At 31.0% G+C, this 21276-nt stretch carries 17 protein-coding genes and 1 tRNA gene; all 18 read right to left on the bottom strand.

The genetic code is table 11. The features are described 5' to 3' along the window. Positions 1 to 2: 2 nt before the first annotated feature. The gene (locus WFJ11_RS01225; RefSeq protein WP_009355019.1) at positions 3 to 581 is read right to left on the bottom strand and encodes an RnfABCDGE type electron transport complex subunit G; all 579 of its coding nucleotides are present in this window, start codon (positions 579 to 581) and stop codon (positions 3 to 5) included. Further along, entirely contained in the window at positions 581 to 2038 is a 1458-nt protein-coding gene (locus tag WFJ11_RS01220) for an RnfABCDGE type electron transport complex subunit D (protein WP_338817516.1), read from the bottom strand. Before WFJ11_RS01220 ends, WFJ11_RS01225 begins: the two co-directional genes overlap by 1 nt. A gap of 10 nt (positions 2039 to 2048) precedes the next feature. After that, entirely contained in the window at positions 2049 to 3374 is a 1326-nt protein-coding gene (gene rsxC / locus WFJ11_RS01215; RefSeq protein ID WP_425334775.1) for an electron transport complex subunit RsxC, read from the bottom strand. 304 nt (positions 3375 to 3678) lie between these two features. Beyond that, positions 3679 to 9282 (bottom strand): GbpC/Spa domain-containing protein, encoded by a 5604-nt coding sequence (locus WFJ11_RS01210; RefSeq protein WP_338817514.1) that lies wholly within the window; start codon positions 9280 to 9282, stop codon positions 3679 to 3681. 378 nt (positions 9283 to 9660) lie between these two features. Beyond that, positions 9661 to 10146 carry a hypothetical protein gene (locus WFJ11_RS01205; RefSeq protein WP_338817513.1) on the bottom strand — a complete coding sequence of 162 codons (486 nt, stop codon included), beginning with the start codon at positions 10144 to 10146 and terminating at the stop codon, positions 9661 to 9663. Positions 10147 to 10451: 305 nt separating this feature from the next. Next, positions 10452 to 10537 (bottom strand) — tRNA-Leu (locus WFJ11_RS01200). Positions 10538 to 10563: 26 nt separating this feature from the next. Continuing rightward, on the bottom strand, positions 10564 to 11445 hold the full coding sequence (sdaAA, locus tag WFJ11_RS01195; RefSeq protein WP_338817512.1) for an L-serine ammonia-lyase, iron-sulfur-dependent, subunit alpha: 882 nt from the start codon (positions 11443 to 11445) through the stop codon (positions 10564 to 10566). Positions 11446 to 11453: 8 nt separating this feature from the next. After that, positions 11454 to 12116 carry an L-serine ammonia-lyase, iron-sulfur-dependent subunit beta gene (gene sdaAB, locus WFJ11_RS01190; protein WP_338817511.1) on the bottom strand — a complete coding sequence of 221 codons (663 nt, stop codon included), beginning with the start codon at positions 12114 to 12116 and terminating at the stop codon, positions 11454 to 11456. Next, positions 12113 to 13063, bottom strand: coding sequence for a TIGR01212 family radical SAM protein (locus WFJ11_RS01185; RefSeq protein ID WP_338817510.1), 951 nt, complete (start codon positions 13061 to 13063; stop codon positions 12113 to 12115). The genes sdaAB and WFJ11_RS01185 overlap by 4 nt, the downstream gene beginning before the upstream one ends. After that, the gene (locus tag WFJ11_RS01180; RefSeq protein WP_338817509.1) at positions 13063 to 13503 is read right to left on the bottom strand and encodes a peroxiredoxin; all 441 of its coding nucleotides are present in this window, start codon (positions 13501 to 13503) and stop codon (positions 13063 to 13065) included. Before WFJ11_RS01180 ends, WFJ11_RS01185 begins: the two co-directional genes overlap by 1 nt. After that, complete coding sequence (locus WFJ11_RS01175) at positions 13493 to 14353, bottom strand: Cof-type HAD-IIB family hydrolase (RefSeq protein WP_009354405.1); 861 nt, start codon at positions 14351 to 14353, stop codon at positions 13493 to 13495. Before WFJ11_RS01175 ends, WFJ11_RS01180 begins: the two co-directional genes overlap by 11 nt. 56 nt (positions 14354 to 14409) lie before the next feature. Next, positions 14410 to 14706: a DUF1292 domain-containing protein gene (locus WFJ11_RS01170; protein WP_338817508.1), complete on the bottom strand. Its 297-nt coding sequence runs from the start codon at positions 14704 to 14706 to the stop codon at positions 14410 to 14412. A 592-nt stretch (positions 14707 to 15298) separates the two neighbouring features. Then, positions 15299 to 16039 (bottom strand): hypothetical protein, encoded by a 741-nt coding sequence (locus WFJ11_RS01165; RefSeq protein ID WP_338817507.1) that lies wholly within the window; start codon positions 16037 to 16039, stop codon positions 15299 to 15301. A gap of 134 nt (positions 16040 to 16173) precedes the next feature. Then, the gene (locus WFJ11_RS01160; RefSeq protein ID WP_004832806.1) at positions 16174 to 16809 is read right to left on the bottom strand and encodes a V-type ATP synthase subunit D; all 636 of its coding nucleotides are present in this window, start codon (positions 16807 to 16809) and stop codon (positions 16174 to 16176) included. A gap of 13 nt (positions 16810 to 16822) precedes the next feature. After that, a complete protein-coding gene (locus WFJ11_RS01155) occupies positions 16823 to 18199 on the bottom strand; it encodes a V-type ATP synthase subunit B (RefSeq protein ID WP_041954576.1) in 1377 nt (458 codons plus the stop codon). Further along, complete coding sequence (locus WFJ11_RS01150; protein ID WP_009354608.1) at positions 18192 to 19961, bottom strand: V-type ATP synthase subunit A; 1770 nt, start codon at positions 19959 to 19961, stop codon at positions 18192 to 18194. Before WFJ11_RS01150 ends, WFJ11_RS01155 begins: the two co-directional genes overlap by 8 nt. 16 nt (positions 19962 to 19977) lie before the next feature. Further along, on the bottom strand, positions 19978 to 20286 hold the full coding sequence (locus WFJ11_RS01145) for a V-type ATP synthase subunit F (RefSeq protein ID WP_004832801.1): 309 nt from the start codon (positions 20284 to 20286) through the stop codon (positions 19978 to 19980). Continuing rightward, the gene (locus WFJ11_RS01140; RefSeq protein ID WP_338817506.1) at positions 20279 to 21265 is read right to left on the bottom strand and encodes a V-type ATP synthase subunit C; all 987 of its coding nucleotides are present in this window, start codon (positions 21263 to 21265) and stop codon (positions 20279 to 20281) included. The genes WFJ11_RS01145 and WFJ11_RS01140 overlap by 8 nt, the downstream gene beginning before the upstream one ends. Between the last annotated feature and the right edge of the window lie 11 nt (positions 21266 to 21276).

Below are 21276 nucleotides of genomic sequence, written 5' to 3'. Positions count from 1 at the left end.
TCCTACTTTGCAAGTTCTTGTAATGCATCTATTGCGGCATTTAATCCATTTAAAACTGCATTAACACTTATTGTTGTTCCTGTTATTGCTTGAATATCATTATCTGCATCTGGATGTAAATTTTTTACTAGATGTTCAGTAACTTTGTTTCCGACAACACTTTTTGCATATTCATCAGTCGTTACTCTACTTCCAAGTCCAGGTGTTTCACTATGTTTTAAAACTTTAAACCCAACTATAGTTTGACTTTCGGTATTTACAGCCATAAGCATTGAAATATCTCCACCATAACCATTTTTTCCTAATGTTTTAAAAACATATCCCACAGTTTTATCTGACTTCTTCGCAACTTCTATTTTTTCTATATTTTTTATCTTTGTTTTTATTGTATTAAGTTTTTCTTCTTCTAAAGTTTCAAACTTATCTGCATCAGAAAAAACTTCCTTCAAAGCTGCCTCATATTGAGCCTTTTCTCTTGCTTTAATAACCGGAGAAGTAAAACTATTTGCAAATGCAAGGACGAAACCTGCAATTGCAGTAATTATAAACAATCTGACTGTCAATTTAATAGTTTCTTTCATTACTTTTTAACTCTCCCTTCTCCAAAAACTTTAGGGACACAATATTTTTCTAAAAGTGGTGTTAAGATATTCATAAATAGAATAGAATAACTTACACCTTCAGGTAAATTACCAAAGTTTCTTATAAGTGCGGTAATTATACCACAACCCATAGCGAAAAATATTTGAGCTTTTCTATTAACGGGAGCTGATACATAATCAGTAGCCATAAAGAATGCCCCTAATATAAGTCCACCCATTAAAAGTTGAACTGGCAAATCAGCTATAGCTGTTCCTGTAAGAGCTAAAACAACTGCTGTTGTAGATATAAATACTAGTGGAATTCTAAGTTGAATAACTCCTCTGTATAATAAATATCCAGCTCCAATCAATAAGCATATAGTTGAAACTTCACCGATACAACCACCTCTAACACCAATAAATGCTTCAAGAAAATTAACTTGAGTTCCCTTTGATAAAGGTGTTGCAAAAGTTGTAGCATCTAGTGAAGAGTAAGTTGATGAATTTATTAAATTTGAAATTGTTGTATTAGGTGCAGCATAATTTGCCATTGCTGTTGGGAATGATGCCATTAATGCAGCTCTTGCAGCAAGTGCAGGGTTCATAAAGTTCATTCCAAGTCCACCGTATAATTGTTTAACGATTATAATAGCGAACATACTTCCAAGTGCAACCATCCAATAAGGAATAGTAGATGGCACATTGAAAGCTAATAGCATACCAGTAATTACAGCAGAATAATCTTTTATAGTAATTGGTCTATGTGTTAATTTTTCATAAACATATTCAGAACCTACAGCAAAAACTACAGATACTAATGTAACTAATAATGCTCTTAACCCAAAGAAATAAATTCCAGCAAGTAATGTTGGTATCAAAGCTATAACAACATCTCTCATAACAGTACTTACTGTTGCTTCACTTCTTAAATGAGGAGATGATCCAACAAATAATCTCATTTGTGGTTCTTCGTTACGTCCTCCTCTTGCGGGTCTTTCTCTTCTTTCCCTTGTAGGTCTTTCTTCTGAAGAATCTCCAGCTTCAGCAGATCTCTCTCTTCTTTCTCTTGCAGGACGTTCTGCCCTCTCTCTAGGTTCTCTTGGAGTTCTTTCACGTCTTTCTCTTGCGGGTCTTTCTGCCTTCGCTTCTTTACCTGATTCTGAATTTTCTACAGTTTCAGAACTTGTTGATACATCATCAGATGCAACTCTTGATCTTCTTTCCCTTGCAGGACGTTCTGTCCTCTCTCTAGGTTCTCTTGGAGTTCTTTCTCTTCTTTCTCTTACAGGTCTTTCTGATTTTGTTTCTTCAGTAGTTGAAGCTGTTTCAATATTTTCACCTTCAACTTCTTTTACTTCTTCAACATTTTCAGTTATGACTTCAGTTTCTTTTGTATCTATATCTGTTCCCTTTTCCAATTCAGAAGGGACTTCAACTTTTAAATCTTTTTCGTCCATAGTACCCTCCTTATTCTCTCTTTCCTTTACCTTGTTTTCTAACTTCAGCTTTTCCAAGTCTAATAGTTTCAACTAAAGGTCTATTTGACGGACAAATATATGAACAGGATCCACATTCAATACAATCCATTAAATGTAATTTTTCAGCTTCTTCAACTCTATGCTTCAAAGTATATAGCTGTAAATACAAAGGCTGTAAGTATACAGGGCAAATATCAACACATCTACCACATCTTATGCAAGGACTTACAGCTTTAGGAGCGCTTTCTTCCTGAGTCATAAAAAGTAGTCCACCCATAGGTTTACCTGTAGTTACATTAGGAGTATATTGAGTTTCACCCATCATTGGTCCACCTGAAATAATTTTTCCAGGTTCACTTTCATATCCTCCAATAAATTCTACAATATCAGAAACTTTTGATCCTACTCTAACCATAACGTTTTGTGGATCTTTTAGTGCATGTCCTGTCATAGTAACCAACTTTTCATATAGAGGTTTCCCATGTAAAACAGCATCATTAATAGCAATCGCAGTATTGGCATTTATTACTCTTATTCCAACCGCAGAAGTAGAAGCTCCTGAAGGTACAACTATTCCGGTTGTAGCTTGGATAAGCCTTTTTTGATCACCTTGAGGATATTTAGTCTTTACAACACTTACTGTTACCTCAGGATAAGATTTTGATGCTTCTTTTAACTTATCAATAGCAAGTGGCTTATTATCCTCAATACCTAATATACCTTTTTTGGCCCCCATTGCTTTCATTGCTAATAAAAGTCCCATAACAACTTTTTCAGGATATAATTCCATCATAAGTTGATCACTTGTTAAATATGGCTCACATTCAGCGCAGTTTATTATTATGTAGTCTGTAACTTGTCCTTCTCTAGCAGTTAACTTAATATGAGTAGGAAATCCTGCACCTCCAAGTCCGACAATTCCGGCTTCTTTTATGGCGTCTATTATGTCTGTCGCGCTTACTTCATCAATTGTTAAATTCTTTTCTTCATATCCCAATTCGTCTAAACCATCATTTTCGATAGTTACTCCTTGACACATAACACCTGTTGCAGTCATAATCTCATCAATAGATTTAACTTTTCCACTAACACTTGAATGAACATTTGCAGAAATAAAAGCTGAAGCTTCACCAATTTTTTGTCCAACTTTTACTAAATCATTCTTACTAACCAAACAAGTAGCGGGTGCACCTGAGTGTTGTGATAGAGGTATGGTTACTATCTTAGGTACAAAACCAAAATTTATTGGCTTCGAATTAGTCAACTCTTTAAAGTCGTGGATATGCTTTCCACCTTTAAAAGTGTTCACACTCACTTTATTCACCTCTTTTTTCATATCACAATTTTTAAAACTCTCTGTATAAACAAAATTAATAATAAAAAAATTGCTAGTACAGAAGAACAAAATTTTAAAAACTTGTATTCATAATTATTTTACATCATTTTTACTTCAATGTCAATTTAAATTTAGACAGCAAATCGATTAATAACCTTAAAACTTCCACAAATTATTCTTTTTTAAATAAAAAAATTTTATTGATTATTATACAAAAAAAGATTGGGATCATTATGCTTCCCAATCTTTTCTTTCTTTTTATCAAATATTAACTTTTAAGAAACTATTTCTTTCTCTTTCTTCTATATCTGATCTTCATTCCTCCAAGTGCCCCAGCTGATAATCCTAGTAATACTGTATATAATCCTGTATTTACTCCATATCCTGTCTTTGGTACTTGTGGTCTTGGTCTTAATGGTGTTGGATTTGTTGTTTCGTTTGTATCAAAGTTATTACTTCCATCTAATACATTTGCCTTGTTAAGAATCTTTTCGCCATTTACATTTTCATCTACTTTTACTTTGAAAGTAACTTCGAATGTTTCTCCATTAGCTACTTTTTCTTTTGTCCAAGTGATTTCTCCATCTTTGTAAATTCCGTTATTATCTGCTGAATTTTCTACATAAGTTGTATGTTCTGGAATTCTATCCTTTATTACAACTTTTTGGTCTTTTCCTGTAGTATTTGTATAAGTAACTTTATAAAGTAATTCTTGTCCTGCCTTAACTACTTGTCCATCAATACTTACACGATCATTTTGTGGTTCAAATACATCCTTTACTGGCTTTGTAGGTGTTGGGTTTGTTGTTTCGTTTGTATCAAAATTGTTATTTCCATCAACTACATTTGCCTTATTAAGAATCTTTTCGCCATTTACATCATCATTTACTTTTACTTTGAATATAACTTCAAATGTTTCTCCATCCGCTACATTTTCCTTAGTCCAAGTAATTGTTCCGTCTTTATATACACCATCATTATCTGCAGAAACAAATGTTGTATGTTCTGGAATCTTATCAGTTATTGTTACTGTTTGTTCTTTTCCAGTAGTATTCTTGTAAGTAATCTTGTAAAGTAATTCTTGGCCTGCTTTTACTTCATTACCATCGATACTTGTTTTGTTATCGCTAGGAGCAAAAACATCTTTTACTGGCTTTGTAGGTGTTGGATTTGTTGTTTCATTTGTATCAAAGTTGTTACTTCCATCAACTACATTTGCTTTGTTAAGAATCTTTTCTCCATTTACATTATCATTTACTTTAACTTTGAAAGTAACTTCGAATACTTCTCTATCAGCTACTTTTTCCTTAGTCCAAGTAATTGTTCCATCTTTATATACACCATCATTATCTGCAGAAACGAATGTTGTATGTTCTGGAACCTTATCAGTTATTGTTACTGTTTGTTCTTTTCCAGTAGTATTCTTGTAAGTGATTTTGTAAAGTAATTCTTGGCCTGCTTTTACTTCATTACCATCGATACTTGTTTTGTTATCGCTAGGAGCAAAAACATCTTTTACTGGCTTTGTAGGTGTTGGATTTGTTGTTTCATTTGTATCATAACTATTATTTCCATCAACTACATTTGCTTTGTTAAGAATCTTTTCACCATTTACATTATCATTTACTTTTACTTTAAATGTAACTGTTAGAGAATCTCCATTTTCAACATCTTTAACCCACTTAACAGTTCCAGCATTTTCTTTTCCGTCATTATCTGCAGAAACGAATGTTGTATGTTCTGGAATCTTATCAGTTATTGTTACTGTTTGTTTCTTTCCAGTAGTATTTGTATAAGTAATTTTATAAAGTAGTTCTTGGCCTGCTTTTACTTCATTACCATCTATACTAGTTTTGTTGTCACTAGGGCTAACTACATCTTTTACTGGCTTTGTAGGTGTTGGATTTGTTGTTTCATTTGTATCATAACTATTATTTCCATCAACTACATTTGCCTTATTTAAAATCTTTTCTCCATTTACATTGTCATTTACTTTAACTTTGAAAGTAACTTCGAATGTTTCGCCATTAGCTACTTTTTCCTTAGTCCAAGTGATTGTTCCGTCTTTATATACACCATCATTATCTGCAGAAACAAATGTTGTATGTTCTGGGATTTTATCCTTAATTACAACCTTTTGTTCATTACCAGTAGTATTTTTATAAGTAATTTTGTAAAGTAGTTCTTGACCTGCTTTTACTTCATTACCATCGATACTAGTTTTGTTATCGCTAGGAGCAAATACATCTTTTACTGGTTTTGTTGATGTTGGATTAGTTGTTTCGTTTGTATCATAACTATTATTTCCATCAACTACATTTGCTTTGTTTTTGATTGTTTCACCATTTACATTATTATCAACTTTTACTTTAAATGTAACTACAAATGTTTCGCCATTAGCTACTTTTTCTTTAGTCCAAGTAATTTTTCCGTCTTTAAAAACTCCGTTATTATCTGCAGAATTTTCTACATAAGTTGTATGTTCTGGAATCTTATCAGTTATTGTTACGTCTTGTTCCTTACCTGTAGTATTTGTATAAGTAACTTTGTAAAGTAATTCTTGGTCACCTTTTACAACCTGTCCATCAATACTAATACGATCGTTTTGTGGTTCAAATACATCTTTTACTGGTTTTGTTGATGTTGGGTTTGTTGTTTCGTTTGTATCGTAACTATTTTTTCCTTCAAGAACATTTGCCTTATTTAAAATCTTTTCTCCGCTTACATTGTCATCAACTTTTACTTTAAATGTAACTTCAAATTTTTCGCCATTAGCTACTTTTTCTTTAGTCCAAGTAATTTCTCTGTCTTTGTAAACACCATTATTATCTGCAGAGTCTTTAACATAAGTTGTATGTTCTGGAATCTTATCAGTTATTGTTACGTCTTGTTCTTTTCCAGTTGTATTTGTATAAGTAACCTTGTAAAGTAGTTCTTGTCCCGCTTTTACTTCTTTACCATCGATACTCGCTTTATCGTCTTTACTATCAAAAACATCTTTTACCGGCTTTGTAGGTGTTGGGTTTGTTGTTTCGTTCGTATCGTAACTATTCTTTCCTTCAACTACATTTGCTTTATTAAGAATTTTTTCACCATTTACGTTTTCAGCAACTTTTACCCTAAATGTAACTTCGAATATATCTCCATTGGCTACTTTTTCTTTAGTCCAAGTAATTTTTCCATCCTTGAAAACTCCGTTATTATCAGCTGAGTTTTCTACATAAGTTGTATGTTCTGGAATCTTATCAGTTATTGTTACTGTTTGTTCTTTTCCAGTAGTATTCTTGTAAGTAACCTTGTAAAGTAGTTCTTGGCCTGCTTTTACTTCATTACCATCTATACTTGTCTTATCGTCTTTACTATCAAAAACATTTTTTACTGGCTTTGTAGGTGTTGGATTTGTTGTTTCATTTGTATCATAATCGTTATGTCCATCAACCACTTTAGCCTTATTTAGAATTTTTTCGCCATTTACATTTTCATCAACTTTTACCTTGAATGTAACTGTTAAAGAATCACCATTTTCAACATCTTTAACCCACTTAATAGTTCCACTATTTTCTACACCATCGTTATCTGCAGAAACAAATGTTGTATGTTCTGGAATCTTATCAGTAATAGTTACAGTTTGTTTTGTTCCTGTAGTATTTTTGTAAGTAACCTTATAAAGTAGTTCTTGGCCTGTTTTTACTTCATTACCATCGATACTTGTCTTATCGTCTTTGCTATCAAAAACGTCTTTTACTGGTTTTGTTGATGTTGGATTATGAGTCTTATTTGTATCAGTTTCATTAAATCCATCTTTAACATGAGATATGTTGTCTATTGGATTACCATTAACATCATCATTAACTTTTACTTTAAAACTAACTGTTAGAGAAGCTCCATTTTCAACTTCCTTAACCCATGTTATTACTCCACCATTTTCTACACCATCATTATCTGCAGAAACAAATTTAGTATATTGCGGAATTTTATCAGTTATTGTTACAGTTTGTTTTGTTCCTGTAGTATTCTTATAAGTAATATCATAACGCAATTCATCTCCTGCTTCTACAATCTTACCGTCAATACTAGTAGTATCACTACCTTTAAAAACATCTTTTTTAGGTTCAGTTGGAGTATAAACAGTAACTGGTTTAGATTTAACAGTATAGTCATTATTTATAGTCAAATCAAAATCATTATCATATTTTGTTCCTTCTTTTGTTACTTTACCAGTAATAATAGGAGCAGATATTTTTATTTCTTTATTTAAATCAGCATTAATTGTATTTAAATATTCTGCTTTTGCAGTAAATGTAATTTCATTAGTGTCCTTATCATAATTTACATCATAATTAGAACTTGCTTGTTTTGTACCATCTAAATCAACTTCATATCCTGATGGAAGCTTATCCTTAAATGAAAGTGATTCCAGCTTTTCATGTCCAGCCGGTAAATTTACAACATTTAATACAAATTTAACAACAGAATTTGTAGCAACAGTTTTATTATTTATATCAGCATCACTTTGATTAAGAACTTTCTTTTCAACCGGTGGTTGATAGAAAAATACATCATAATGGTATTTAGCTTCTACCTTTGGACATTTTGGTTCAGTTGGAGGTGTTGGTTTTGTTGGTTCCATTGGTTTTATTGGAATACCTTTAGCTTTTATTTTTGAGTTAAGTGCAAACCAAATATTACCACAGTAATTAGATGACATTTCATAATTAACTGTCTTACCTTTTGCCCTTCCAACAATTGCTCCATACCAACTAAGTTTAGAAGTTTCAGTATCCCATTGACCAGTTGTATACTTAGAGCCATCTTCTATATTTGCATTACTAGTATTGGCATAAGCAGAACCACTATGATTTTTAATACTAGAACCATTTATTTCTAGTAATTCCCCATTGAAATTTCCAACTTTTTCAATAGCATTTTTATAATTTGGTAACACTTTTGGAGTATGTCCCTTATTAAGAGATGCAAAACTCAATAATCCACCTGTTAAATCTACAGGTTTATCATTTTCATCAAATAGTTGAAAATTAACCCCAATAGTAGTATTCCCAAAAAAGTCTGTGTACCAAATTGTTGCAGTAGGATCTTGTTTGATAATAACAGGAACTTTATTTGGTAATGGTGATGTTGATTTTAAAGTATAAGTAAATACAGCCTTTGTAATTTTTACACCATTCATATAAGATTTTTGAAGATTAGTATAAGTTACTGTTACAGGTTTTCCCTTTTCTAAAATCACTCTAGAATCACCAGCAACTAAAGGAGTTGAAGTACCTTTAAGTCCTTTATTTAATGCATCAAAATATGCATATCCCCATCCAGATTTATATCCCCAAGATTTAACAGTAGAATCAAATTCATTTTGTGAATATACCTTTGCTCCTGAAATACTCATCTTAGCTTGAGGCTCAGAAGAAAACTTTAAGTTTTGAGATACTGGTTGAGATAAATAACCTTCTTCCTTATTATGCTTTTTCAACTCTTCCATTGACTTGTTATAAGCCTCTAAATCCTTATCATATTGTTCCTTCGCTTTGTTATATCTTTCTAAGGCTTCGTCATATTTCTTCTTTTCTGCTTCATAAGCTTGAGTATCTTTGTTGCATTTTTCGATTGCTTCTTTAGCTTTTTTTAGCTGTTGTATTTGTTGAGCATAATCAGCCTTAACTTCAGCCACTTTAGCATCTACATCTGCTTTTGTCTTCACAGTTCCTTTTTCTTCAGTAGGAGTCTGTGTAGGATTCACTCCCAAATCCTTAAGTTCTTTTACAGCTTTATCCAATTCAGTATGATCAGCATTAATTTCTAAACCCTTAGCTGAATCAGCTGCATGAACTTGAGATGCAATTGGCATAAGCAATGCGAATATAGTAAGCATAGATACCAATTTGTTAATGATTTCCCTTTTCTTCACTATCCATTTCTCCTTTCAATAAGAAATATTAATTTTTTACATCAAAAAAATTTAATATTATAAAACAAAAGTCCCCCAAAAAATTAATATTCCTATTTTTCTAATATTTTTAAAAATCATATTTTTAAAGAAATCTTTTCACTATATTTTATCATATTTTTTAATTTAAGTCCATAATTTCTTTAACAAAAGTTTAATTTTTTTGTCATAATGCAATTAATTTCACATCAGAATTTGAATATATTATATTTTAATTACTGTATTTTGCGCTAAAAATTAAAATTCATTTAATTCAATGTAACTCTTTTTCACTTAAGATTATTCCAATTATATATTTTAATATTATTCATAATCTCCTCTTAAATCATCTAGAATTCTCCATCCATCACTTTTATAATTCTTAGTATTTATAGGAATTATTGCAGTTATAAATAAAGATAGATTATGATAAAACATAAAGCACAAATTCCAATACAATAAGCCATTTTTATCAGGATTAGCGTTAAACATATATCCCAGTATAAATATTATTAAAAGTAAATTTACCAAAGGTCCTCCAGCACTAACCATAATTGAATTAAGTTTATTATATTTTTTAAAATTGTAATAAATATGACCAGTTAGCATTTTTGGATAAATTGTAAATCTTCCAATTTCAAGTAATTTTTTCCCTTTTGATCCAATCTCAATTCTCCAATTATTTTCACGATAAAATATAAGATACATTATCAAATGACCCATCTCATGAAAAAATATGGATATAAATAATAACCCCCACATAACTGGAATCATTAATATCCATTTGAATATAAACATTAGTAAATCCATGATATTCTCCTTATATAAAATAAGCATCACAATAATATAAATATTATTGTGTCTAGCATTATAAGAAAACCTTTTTATTATATTTAAAATGTAATGCTTTTATCTATAAGTATATTGTATCAAATATATTTTTTATGTCAATATTGTTTGACTTTTTAAAACATACAACTAAATATGTATACTTTAGAATATGTTTTTTTATTTACATAAGAACTGTACCCTTATACGATGATTCACATCGAGATGGTTCCGAGAAATCTTGTTGTTTCATAATAAAAAAACTCCGCTAGTAAAAATAACGGAGTTGGTGCAGAAAAAGGGATTCGAACCCTCACAAGCTTTGCTCACTACCCCCTCAAGATAGCGTGTCTACCAGTTCCACCATTTCTGCATAATTCGGACTTAAAAAGCCCGTTACTAACTTAATCTATTCGGAAATACTTTACATTCCATTTTTTTTGCAGATGGGCAAGCTGCACATCCACCTAAAGCAGTTTCTCTCAATGTTTCAGGTAAGGCATTCCCAACTTCATACATTGCTTGGACTACCTCATCAAAAGGCACTATACATTCAACCCCTGCAAGTGCAATATCACTTGCAACAAGAGCATTAATAGTTCCTGTTCCATTTCTAAGTGCACAAGGAAATTCTACAAGTCCTGCCACTGGATCACAAACCAATCCCAATACAGAAAGCATTGCAAATGATGATGCTGTCAAAGATTGTTCAGGTGTTCCACCATGCAATTCAACTATTGCAGCTGCACTCATTGCTGCTGCAGCACCACATTCAGCTTGACACCCACCTTCAGCTCCAGAGATTGTTGCATTTGTTGCAATAATTCTCCCAATTGTTCCGGAAACCAAAAGCGCCATTAACATTTCATCATCTGTAAAATTGTATTTGTCTTGAATCCAAGAAAGACTTCCCGGTAAAATTCCTGCACCACCAGCAGTTGGTGCAGCTACAATTTTTCCCATTCCTGCATTTACTTCTGAAGTTGAAAAACCTCTAGCAATTGCTGTAACCATAGACTCTCCTAAAATACTTTTTCCACTTTGTGCATATCTTAAAATTTTCTTTGCATTTCCACCAGTTATTTTGAATGGATTGATTTTATCATTCGTTATAACATCAGATGCTGAAGCTTTCATTACTTCATAAGTTTCTCTAAGCATCTCTAAAAGTTCTTCTTCTGTTATACCCATTTCTTCTAGTTGATGTTCTAATGCAATTTCACTTATTTTTTTGTTTTTTTCTTTACATAATCGTAATAATTGTGCTCCTGAAGAAATCATATAACCTCCTATAATGGTTTTAAAATCATACATTCCAACATATCTGGTAGTTTACTTATTCTATAAATAGCCATTTCATCAATTCCACCGTCAATTTCCATAATTGCTGATGCAACTCCCTCTTCTCTATTCATAACTAAACTACCTATGTTTATCTTGTTTTCCGCTAAAATTGTACTTACTTGTGCAATCATTCCATATCTATCATTATATTTAAGAATTATTGTGTTATAAACTCCTCCAAACTTAACATCAACTCCATTAATATTGGTGATTTCAATGGCTCCACCACCAATTGAAGAACCTATTACATAAAAGCTCTCTCCATTAGGATCAATAAATTCAGTTTTAACAGTATTTGGATGTGCAAATAATAAGTCCATAGGAACAAATGAAACATCTATTCCTCTACTTTTTGCGATATTTAAAGCATCTCTAATTCTTTCATCATCAGTGTCATATCCTAATATCCCACCAACTAAAGCCTTATCAGTTCCATGACCTTGATATGTATTTTTAAAACTACCATGTAAATGAAAAATTACTTTCTTTATATCTCTTGCATAAATAATTTTCGAAATTCGTCCAAGCCTACAAGCTCCAGCAGTATGAGAACTTGAAGGCCCAATCATTATAGGACCAATAACGTCAAAAAGTCCATAGTTTTTCATTGTTTTTTCACAACTCCTTCAAAATTATTAAACAAGTCTCCTTGTCTAAAATTATTTTTCTCCATTTTTTCTAAAATTTCATCTCTAATTTTCCACCAACTCGTATTCCAATTACAAAATAAACTGTTTTCTTCAGGAACACGACCAAGCAGTCTTTGTAAAACTATTTTTTTATCTAAATTTCTTAAAAAAGAAATAACTAAGTCAATAAATTTTTCCTTACTTATTAATTCTATTTCACCTTTTGAATACATTTCGCCTAAAACTGTATTTTTTACAATATAGAGTGAATGTAATTTTACCTCTTCAACTTTTAGAGCAGATAAAATCTTTGCAGATTCTATCATATCTAACTCATCATCCCAAGGAAGTCCAACGATGATATGTGTACAAACCCTAAATCCAAATTTATGAATTAAATTAACAGCATTTATAAATTCAGCCAAAGTATGACCTCTGTTGAGTTTTATCAAAGTTCTATAATTTACAGTCTGTAATCCCAATTCAAAGTCTATCTCTAAATTTCTGTTCTTTTGAAAATTCTTTAAAAATAACAATTGCTCTTCTAAAATACAGTCCGGTCTTGTTGACAGAGAAATCCCAATTATGTCCTCATCAACAACACTATCTTCAATCATCTTCTTAAAATCTTCCATTCCAAGATATGTATTTGTAAAATTTTGAAAATAGACTATGAATTTTTTTGCATTATACTTTTTTGAAATATAAGCCTTATTTCTCAAAACTTGATCTCTTACAGACATAGAAATATTACAATTTTCAAAAGAACCGCCTTCTTCTCCACAAAAAATACAACCACCTGTTGCAATGTTACCATCTCTATTTGGACAGCTCAAATTCAATTTAACAGGTAGTTTATAAACTTTTTCTCCATAAATATCTTTAAGATATTTTGAATAGGTTCTGTAAAAATCTTCCTCTAACATTATAATTCCTTCAATGCTTCTAAAACTTTTATTGCATGGTCTTTAGCTTTTACATTTCTAAATTCTTTTAAAATATTTCCCTTGTCATCCAGAATAAATGTAGATCTAACAGTTCCCATATACTCCTTACCACACATTTTCTTTAGTTTCCAAACATCAAAATACTCTTGAATAGAAATATCTTCATCAGAAACCAATTCAACAGTTAAATTATGTTTTTCAATAAATTTCTTGTGGCTAGCAAGAGAATCTTTACTAACTCCAATAACAACTGCATTTAACTTTTCAAATTCATCTTTAAGTTCGCTAAATTGAATAGCTTCCAAAGTACAACCTGAAGTATTATCCTTTGGATAAAAATACAATACTATCTTATTTCCTTTAAACTTATCTAAAGAAAATTCACCATTTATTCCATTAAACTTTAAATTACAAGCCATTTTTTTCTCCTATAACATCCTTAAATAATTTCTTCAACTCGAAATATACCCCATCCTCGTTGTTTGTAAATTCAGTAACATTATTTGTCAAAGATTTTAGTTCATCAATTCCATTTTTCATTGCAAAACCAATTCCTGAATTTTTAATCATTGATTTATCATTAAATTCATCGCCGAAAGATACTACATCTGAAAGTTCAATATTCTTACTCTTAAGATAATTAGTTATAGCAACCCATTTATCAGCTTTTTCAGATTGAAATTCCAAAACTTTTTTTCCATTTGGAATCATATACCTATTTTTAACCAAACTATTTTCATCTTTAAATAATCCATAAAATTCATCAATCTTTTCTTTTTGATCCAAGAAAGCTATACATAAAACAGTTTCTAAAGATTTCATATCAACTTGGCTGAAATACCTAATACTATCTGTGGCAATCTTTTTATCTACAATATTTTCTTCAAAATGACTTTTCTTAGGTTGCCCATCTTTAATCGCAAGATGATAACCATCGACAAAAGAATCTACATAAACATAAGGATTCATTCCACAATCTAGAGCCTTATTATAAACTTCTAAAAACTTAGAATTATTTACATATTCAACATTAACTAATTTACTGGATTCCTTAAATCTACTCATTGCTCCATTATTTGCACAGACCATTATATCTCTTTTTAAAGGTTGTAAAAAGCCTGATGCCATATAAAAATGTCTACCTGTAGCAATCACAACCTCAATACCATTTCCTATTAAATTGTCCAATAAAGTAAAACTACGAGGAGATATTTTTTTGTCATCATCTAACAAAGTCCCATCTAAATCTAAACAAACTGCTTTTAACATAAACACCTCTTTCAAAAAAATAAAGTGCCGATAACGGCACCTTATAGACTTTAATCCTATTCGTCGTCTTCTTCAACTAAAGCGTCAAATGCATCAGAAACCTTATTGAATTCTTCATCATCTTCGATTTCTTCAACTTCATATTCTCCGTCTTCTTTTTCTATATATTTGCAAAGTAATATACTTCCGTCTTCTTGACTTTGAAGAGCCATATATTCTTTTTCTTCAACTTCAAAAACTCCTATAACTTCAAAAGTTTCTTCTTTTCCATCTTCATTTTCAAAAACTAATAACTCAGCTTCCATTTCTTCTTCGCAACCGCAGCCACATCCACAGCCTTTGTTTTCTTCCATTTTGTATGTCCTCCTTAAAATTTTTTAAAATCTTAAATTTTAAATTGATAAAATATATTTCTCACAAAATTATGAAATATATATCTACAATAATGATACCACATTTTTAATAAAAAGCATAGCTTTTTATAGTATTTTTTAAATAATATTTTTTTATTATTTTATCGTCATTTTTTATTGATAATGTTAAAATAGACAATTTTTTCCCGGTTTCCTATAAAAATTTAAAAGTTATCCCACATTTTTATAAAAGTTATCCACAAAATAAAGGTCAAAATATCCACTTATCCACAAGTTATTCAACTTATCCACAATTTTATAAAAAACTCTTTACTTTTTTGATTATCATTTGATGTCTCATAATAACATTTTTCAGTAATAAATCTTCCAGTTATAAAAGAATACAAAAAATATTATTCAAAAATATCTTTCCACTACAATTGTAATAAAATTGATATTTTAGAATTCTATTTTTTGTAATAAGAACCCCACCACGATGCTATGCAATAAAAAAGTTTATCAAATATAAATCTGATAAACTCTTTTAAATAATAGAATTATAAACTAAAAACAAAATATTTTTTTTAATTAATTATTTTTTACTTTTAAACATTCTTAGATAAAGAATATAAACTATATATCCAAATCCTGCAATTGCTGCTAAATAAACAAGAATAGATATATATAGCATTACTGTTGATAAATGTCTTAAGGCTGACTTTAAAAGCAATCCAGCTACTACAACAACAACATTTGCACCTATAAAGTATAAATTCTTAGTAAGTTTAAAGAAGTCATTCTTCTTATCAAGAACAATACTTTTATAAATCATAACAAGAATTAATACAATTGATAAGAAAACTAAGAAGTGAGAAAAATCTCTAAGATTAGCAACTGTTCTTAAACTTGAATACTTAGAAGCAGCTTTTGTTATTCCAGATAAATAATTTTCTGTACTGCTTCCTCCTCTACCAAGACTACCTACACTTATAAGTTTTATAACCATATAAAGTAAATCAAGTACAAAAACTACTGAAATACCACACATTATATATTCTAACAAATTCTTTTTAGAAATAAACTTGTCAAAGCTTTCTTTCACATCAACTTGAGATTCTTCACCTTCATTAGAATTAGCATTACTTTCAACAGTTTTTTCTTCAACAATCTTTTCTTCTTCTATTTTTTCTTCAACAACTTTTTCTTCAGCATCATTTACTTCAACAGATTCTTTAATAGTTTCTTGTTCTTTAATTTCTTCAACTGGATTTTCTTCATGTTTTTCTTCTAAGTTTTCCTTAGTTTCAAAATCATCATTTTTTAAATCATCCATAATATTCCTCCTAAAAAATAAATTATATAATTGCATTCATTATACTATTTTATTATACTATTATATAAAAACTTTTGCAAGTAATTGTATAAAATGGATACTAAAAAAGCTGTTGCAATTTGCAACAGCCTTTTTTATACTTGTTTAGCTATTATATCCTTAACTTTCATAAGTCTTGTAATAGTAGCCCTTTCATTTTCATCTAATTTCATTCTAATGAATTTAATTGTTTCTTCCAAATCAGGAATTGTTCTATACTCAAGAGCATTTACCCTTCTACGAGTCTTTTCAATTTCATCTGCCATTAATTGACAAGCTTTTTCAACTTCTGCAAGTTCTAATAGCTTATCCATTACTGAATGTAATTCTAAAATCGCATCGTCAAGTTCAGAAGAAGTTTGAGCATAACCATAAGGGAATATTGCTCCACTTGATTCTGTTCTGTCAAATTTCATTTTAGGAATATTTACACTCATTACATTTTTTGTTTCAATGGCAACGGATACCTGTTCTTTTGGAAACGCCACAGCTTGTTCCAAAAATTCAGGACTCATAACAGCACTCGCTAAAAGAAAAGATTTAAATGAGTTTGAGAGTTCTTCTTCAACTTCAAGACGAAGTTTTTTGTTTTTTCTAATCATTTCAATAAATCTTCTCATAAGTTCATCTTGTTTATCTTTAAGAAGTTTATGACCTCTTTTAGCAGTTACAAGTCTTCCTTTGAGATTAGAAAGAGCCATACGTGTAGGATTTACATTTAGCTTTGCCATCTATATCTCCCCTTTATTCTGTCTTTCCTAAATATTTATCAATATATTCCTCTCTAATTCTCTTAAGTTCTGTTCTTGGAACTATACTTAATAATTCCCAACCTAAGTTTAAAGTTTCTTCTATCGTTCTGTTAGTATCATATCCTTGGTCAACATATTTCTTATCAAAAGCGTCTGCGAATTTTGCAAAAGCTTTATCTGCTTCTGACAATGCTGATTCACCCAAGATTACTGCCAATTCACGAGCCTCTCTACCTGATGCATAACCAGCATAGATTTGGTTCATTGTATCTGCATGATCTTCTCTTGTCTTTCCTTTACCGATACCTTTATCCTTAAGTCTTGATAATGAAGGAATTACAAAAATTGGAGGTTGAATACCTTGTTTATATAATTCCCTTGAAAGAATAATTTGTCCTTCTGTTATATATCCTGTAAGGTCAGGTATTGGATGGGTGATGTCATCTTCCGGCATTGTTAAAATAGGAATTTGTGTAATTGAACCAGGTCTACCTTTAAGTCTTCCTGCTCTTTCATAAATTGTTGAAAGGTCAGTATATAGATATCCCGGATAGCCACGACGTCCCGGAACTTCTTTTCTGGCTGCAGATACTTCACGAAGTGCTTCCGCATAATTTGTAAGGTCAGTTAAGATTACCAAAACATGCATTCCCTTTTCAAATGCTAAATATTCAGCACAAGTAAGAGCCATACGAGGTGTTGCAATTCTTTCGATTGCAGGGTCATTTGCTAAATTCATAAATAATACTGCTCTATCTATCGCACCAGTTTTTGTAAAGTCATCAATAAAGAATTGAGCTTCTTCAAAAGTAATTCCCATTGCTCCAAATACTACGGCAAATTTTTCTCCACTACCAAGTACTTTTGCTTGTCTGGCAATTTGTGCAGCTACATTGTTATGTGGAAGCCCTGAACCTGAGAATATAGGTAATTTTTGTCCTCTAACTAATGTATTAAGTCCATCTATTGTAGAAATACCTGTTTGAATAAATTCTGAAGGATAATCTCTTGATACAGGATTGATTGGAGATCCGTTAATATCAATCTTCATTTCAGGAATAATCTTTGGTCCCTTATCAATAGGATTACCAAGGCCGTCGAAAATTCTTCCTATCATATCTTCAGAAACTCCAAGTTCAAGAGGATGACCTAAAAATCTACAAGATGTATCTCTTAAGTTAATTCCTGCTGAACCTTCAAACAATTGAACCATTGCCTTATCGCCATCAATTTCAAGAACTTTCCCTCTTCTCTTTTCTCCGTTTTGAACTCTAACTTCAACTAATTCTTCGTATTTAACACCTTCAACACCTTCAACAACCATCAAAGGTCCTACTACTTCTTTTACTGTCTTATACTCTTTAAGCATTAGAGTTACCTCCTTCGCTTATTAATTTTTCTATATCAGCTTTAACTGTTTCGAATAATTCATCAAACTTTTCCAATTCATTTTCAGAAATATTTTTACTTCTTGTTATTCCTTCACGAGATTCAATCTTCAAAATTTCATCAAGATATACTCCTGCATCTAAAGCTTTTTTTGCTTCATCATAGAAACCTAAAATAAGATTTAACATTTTGAATTGTTTTGGAAGAGAACAATAAGTATCAACTTCGTGGAAAGCATTTTGTTGTAAGAAGTCTTCTCTTAAAGACTTAGCAACTTCTAGCTTTAATTGATCCGTTTCTGAAAGTGAATCTCTACCTACAAGACGAACAACTTCTTGCAAATTTGATTCTTCTTGTAAAAGTGCCATTGATTGTATTCTATGTGCAGAGAATTTTCTATCAATACTTTCATCCATAAACTTATCCATCTTATCTTGATATAATGAATAAGAATTCAACCAGTTAATAGCAGGAAAATGTCTTCTATAAGATAATGCATAGTCAAGTCCCCAGAATACTTTTACAATTCTAAGAGTAGCTTGTGAAACTGGTTCAGAAATATCTCCACCCGGAGGAGAAACTGCACCAATTACTGTTAAAGCACCTTCTCTATCTTCACCTAGACATTTTACATAACCAGCTCTTTCATAGAAGTCTGCAACTCTGGATGCAAGATATGCTGGATATCCTTCATCACCAGGCATTTCTTCAAGACGACCAGACATTTCACGAAGTGCTTCTGCCCAACGAGAAGTTGAGTCAGCCATAAGTGCAACTGAATATCCCATGTCTCTAAAGTATTCCCCAATAGTAATACCTGTATAGATTGAAGCTTCACGAGCAGCAACAGGCATATTTGAAGTATTAGCTATAAGAACTGTTCTTTTCATAAGTGATTGACCAGTCTTAGGGTCTAAAATTTCAGGGAATTCCATAAGAACGTCTGTCATTTCGTTTCCACGTTCTCCACAACCTACATAAACTACAATTTCTGCATCTGCCCATTTAGCAAGTTGGTGTTGAACTACTGTTTTTCCTGAACCAAAAGGTCCTGGAATTGCTGCAGCTCCCCCTTTTGCAACTGGAAAAAATGTATCAATGATTCTTTGACCTGTTACAAGTGGTCTAATTGGATCCAATTTTCTTGAATATGGACGGCCACGACGTACTGGCCATTTTTGAATCATATTTAATTCTTTAATTCCATCATCAGTTTCTATTTTACAAATTATTTCATCAACTGTATGATAACCAGGTAAAATTTCGACAATTTTACCACTTACAGCTGGAGGAACCATAATCTTATGTGAAACAACTGTTGTTTCTTGAACTGTTCCGATTATATTTCCTTCTGAAACTTCATCACCAACATTTACTGTTGGAACGAAATCCCATCTTTTTTCTCTATCTAAAGGTGATACACTTACTCCTCTTAAAAGGAAATCTCCTGCTTTCGCTTGTAAAGCTTCAAGAGGTCTTTGTATACCGTCAAACATTTGTTCTAACATTCCAGGTCCAAGTTCAATAGAAAGTGGACTACCTGTTGAATAAACATCATCTCCAGGTCCAATACCTGTAGTTTCTTCATAAACTTGAATTGAGGCTCTATCACCTCTCATTTCTATAATTTCTCCAATGAGCTTATTATCAGAAACTTCAACAACATCATATACGTTCGCGTCTTCCATTCCTTCTGCTACTACAAGAGGTCCAGAGACTTTAATAACTTTACCGACTTTCAATATAAGCCCTCGCTTTCTATAATATATTTGATCCAACAGCTTTTTCAACATTCTTGTTGATATTTTCTAAGCCTATATTCAAACTACCCCTGTTGCTAGGTATTAAAATTACTGCTGGAATAACTTCATTGTTATATCTTTGAATAGTTTCGGGAATATCTTTTGCCAATTGCTCAGTAATATAAATAATCCCATATCCTTCTTTTGCTAGTTTGTCAATAATTCTTCTGGCATCATTGCCTTCGATTGCAGTAAAAACATGAACTCCAAGAGCTCTAAAGGCAAGAACAGAATCCTTATCGCCAATTACAGCTATTTTATACATAAACTTCACGCAACCTTTCCTTTATAAATTCAGGAGATAAACCATTGACTTTTCCTACTAAAATAAGTCTTAAATTTTTAATTTCCAATTCTTTAGCAAAAAGAAAACTAAAAATAACTTCAGCTCCATAGTGGATTGATTTAGTTTTTCTTACTATTTCAATTAAATAATCATCCATATTTTTTTCAAAACTATTAAGAGAACTAGTATTTCTATATTCATCTACTATTTTTGCTAGAACTCTACCAATCTTATATGACTTAAGCTTAATTGGTAAAACTTCTATATCATCGTAGAACATATCTAAAATCCTTTCAGTTTCGATATCTCCACCTTTTATTAAAACTTTTTCCAAAGTTTCTTTTACTTGATTTTGTTTTCTACATCTTATAAAAGTTCTCAGATTAATAAAATCAATCATTGCTCTAAAATATTCAGAAATCATATCAAGTTTAAATTCTTCAGCTAAGCTCAAAACTTTTTCAAAGTACTTTTTATCTATAAAAATGTCAATATCTTGAGGGTCTTTTGTTTTATCATAAAATTCTAAACATTCCTTAAAATCTTTTGACAATCCCTCATCATTTTTTAAGGCTAATTCTCTGAATGTTTCAATACCACTTTCATCTAACATACAATACATTGAGTCAAACTTTTCTTTTAAAATATGTTCTTTTACCAAAACTTTTAGATTATGATAATTATATTTGCAAGAAAGTATCTCAACCAAAGACTTATCAGAAGAAATTTCCATAACATCTCTGTATGTTTTGTTTAAAACATCGGATAAAACTTCTTCATAATTTTCAGGTCTATCCAACTTAGAAATTTCGCTTGAATAAGAAGTTTCATTAAGTAGCTTAATAGCATCTTCAAGACTTTTTGCATCCGCCAGCCTTTGAAGTTGTTGTTTAGTAAGGAGTTTTTTCTCAGCATAACGAATTCTAACACTTGATTGGATAAAATCTTCTCTATCCATAATACACCTCC

Source organism: Parvimonas micra (genome assembly GCF_037482165.1).
Classification (GTDB): domain Bacteria; phylum Bacillota; class Clostridia; order Tissierellales; family Peptoniphilaceae; genus Parvimonas.
This window is presented reverse-complemented; position numbering and strand designations above follow the sequence as displayed.

What these genes read in the sequence shown, in the direction of transcription:
- sdaAA (WP_338817512.1), bottom strand. Translation starts at nt 11,445, where the DNA reads ATGATTTCTTCAGGAGCACAATTATTACGATTATGTAAAGAAAAAAAC.
- WFJ11_RS01165 (WP_338817507.1), bottom strand. Translation starts at nt 16,039, where the DNA reads ATGGATGATTTAAAAAATGATGATTTTGAAACTAAGGAAAACTTAGAA.
- WFJ11_RS01205 (WP_338817513.1), bottom strand. Translation starts at nt 10,146, where the DNA reads ATGGATTTACTAATGTTTATATTCAAATGGATATTAATGATTCCAGTT.
- WFJ11_RS01155 (WP_041954576.1), bottom strand. Translation starts at nt 18,199, where the DNA reads ATGCTTAAAGAGTATAAGACAGTAAAAGAAGTAGTAGGACCTTTGATG.
- WFJ11_RS01185 (WP_338817510.1), bottom strand. Translation starts at nt 13,063, where the DNA reads ATGTTAGAGGAAGATTTTTACAGAACCTATTCAAAATATCTTAAAGAT.
- WFJ11_RS01145 (WP_004832801.1), bottom strand. Translation starts at nt 20,286, where the DNA reads ATGTATAAAATAGCTGTAATTGGCGATAAGGATTCTGTTCTTGCCTTT.
- sdaAB (WP_338817511.1), bottom strand. Translation starts at nt 12,116, where the DNA reads ATGAAAAACTATGGACTTTTTGACGTTATTGGTCCTATAATGATTGGG.
- WFJ11_RS01220 (WP_338817516.1), bottom strand. Translation starts at nt 2,038, where the DNA reads ATGGACGAAAAAGATTTAAAAGTTGAAGTCCCTTCTGAATTGGAAAAG.
- WFJ11_RS01225 (WP_009355019.1), bottom strand. Translation starts at nt 581, where the DNA reads ATGAAAGAAACTATTAAATTGACAGTCAGATTGTTTATAATTACTGCA.
- WFJ11_RS01160 (WP_004832806.1), bottom strand. Translation starts at nt 16,809, where the DNA reads ATGGCAAAGCTAAATGTAAATCCTACACGTATGGCTCTTTCTAATCTC.
- WFJ11_RS01210 (WP_338817514.1), bottom strand. Translation starts at nt 9,282, where the DNA reads ATGCTTACTATATTCGCATTGCTTATGCCAATTGCATCTCAAGTTCAT.
- WFJ11_RS01140 (WP_338817506.1), bottom strand. Translation starts at nt 21,265, where the DNA reads ATGGATAGAGAAGATTTTATCCAATCAAGTGTTAGAATTCGTTATGCT.
- WFJ11_RS01170 (WP_338817508.1), bottom strand. Translation starts at nt 14,706, where the DNA reads ATGGAAGAAAACAAAGGCTGTGGATGTGGCTGCGGTTGCGAAGAAGAA.
- WFJ11_RS01175 (WP_009354405.1), bottom strand. Translation starts at nt 14,353, where the DNA reads ATGTTAAAAGCAGTTTGTTTAGATTTAGATGGGACTTTGTTAGATGAT.
- WFJ11_RS01180 (WP_338817509.1), bottom strand. Translation starts at nt 13,503, where the DNA reads ATGGCTTGTAATTTAAAGTTTAATGGAATAAATGGTGAATTTTCTTTA.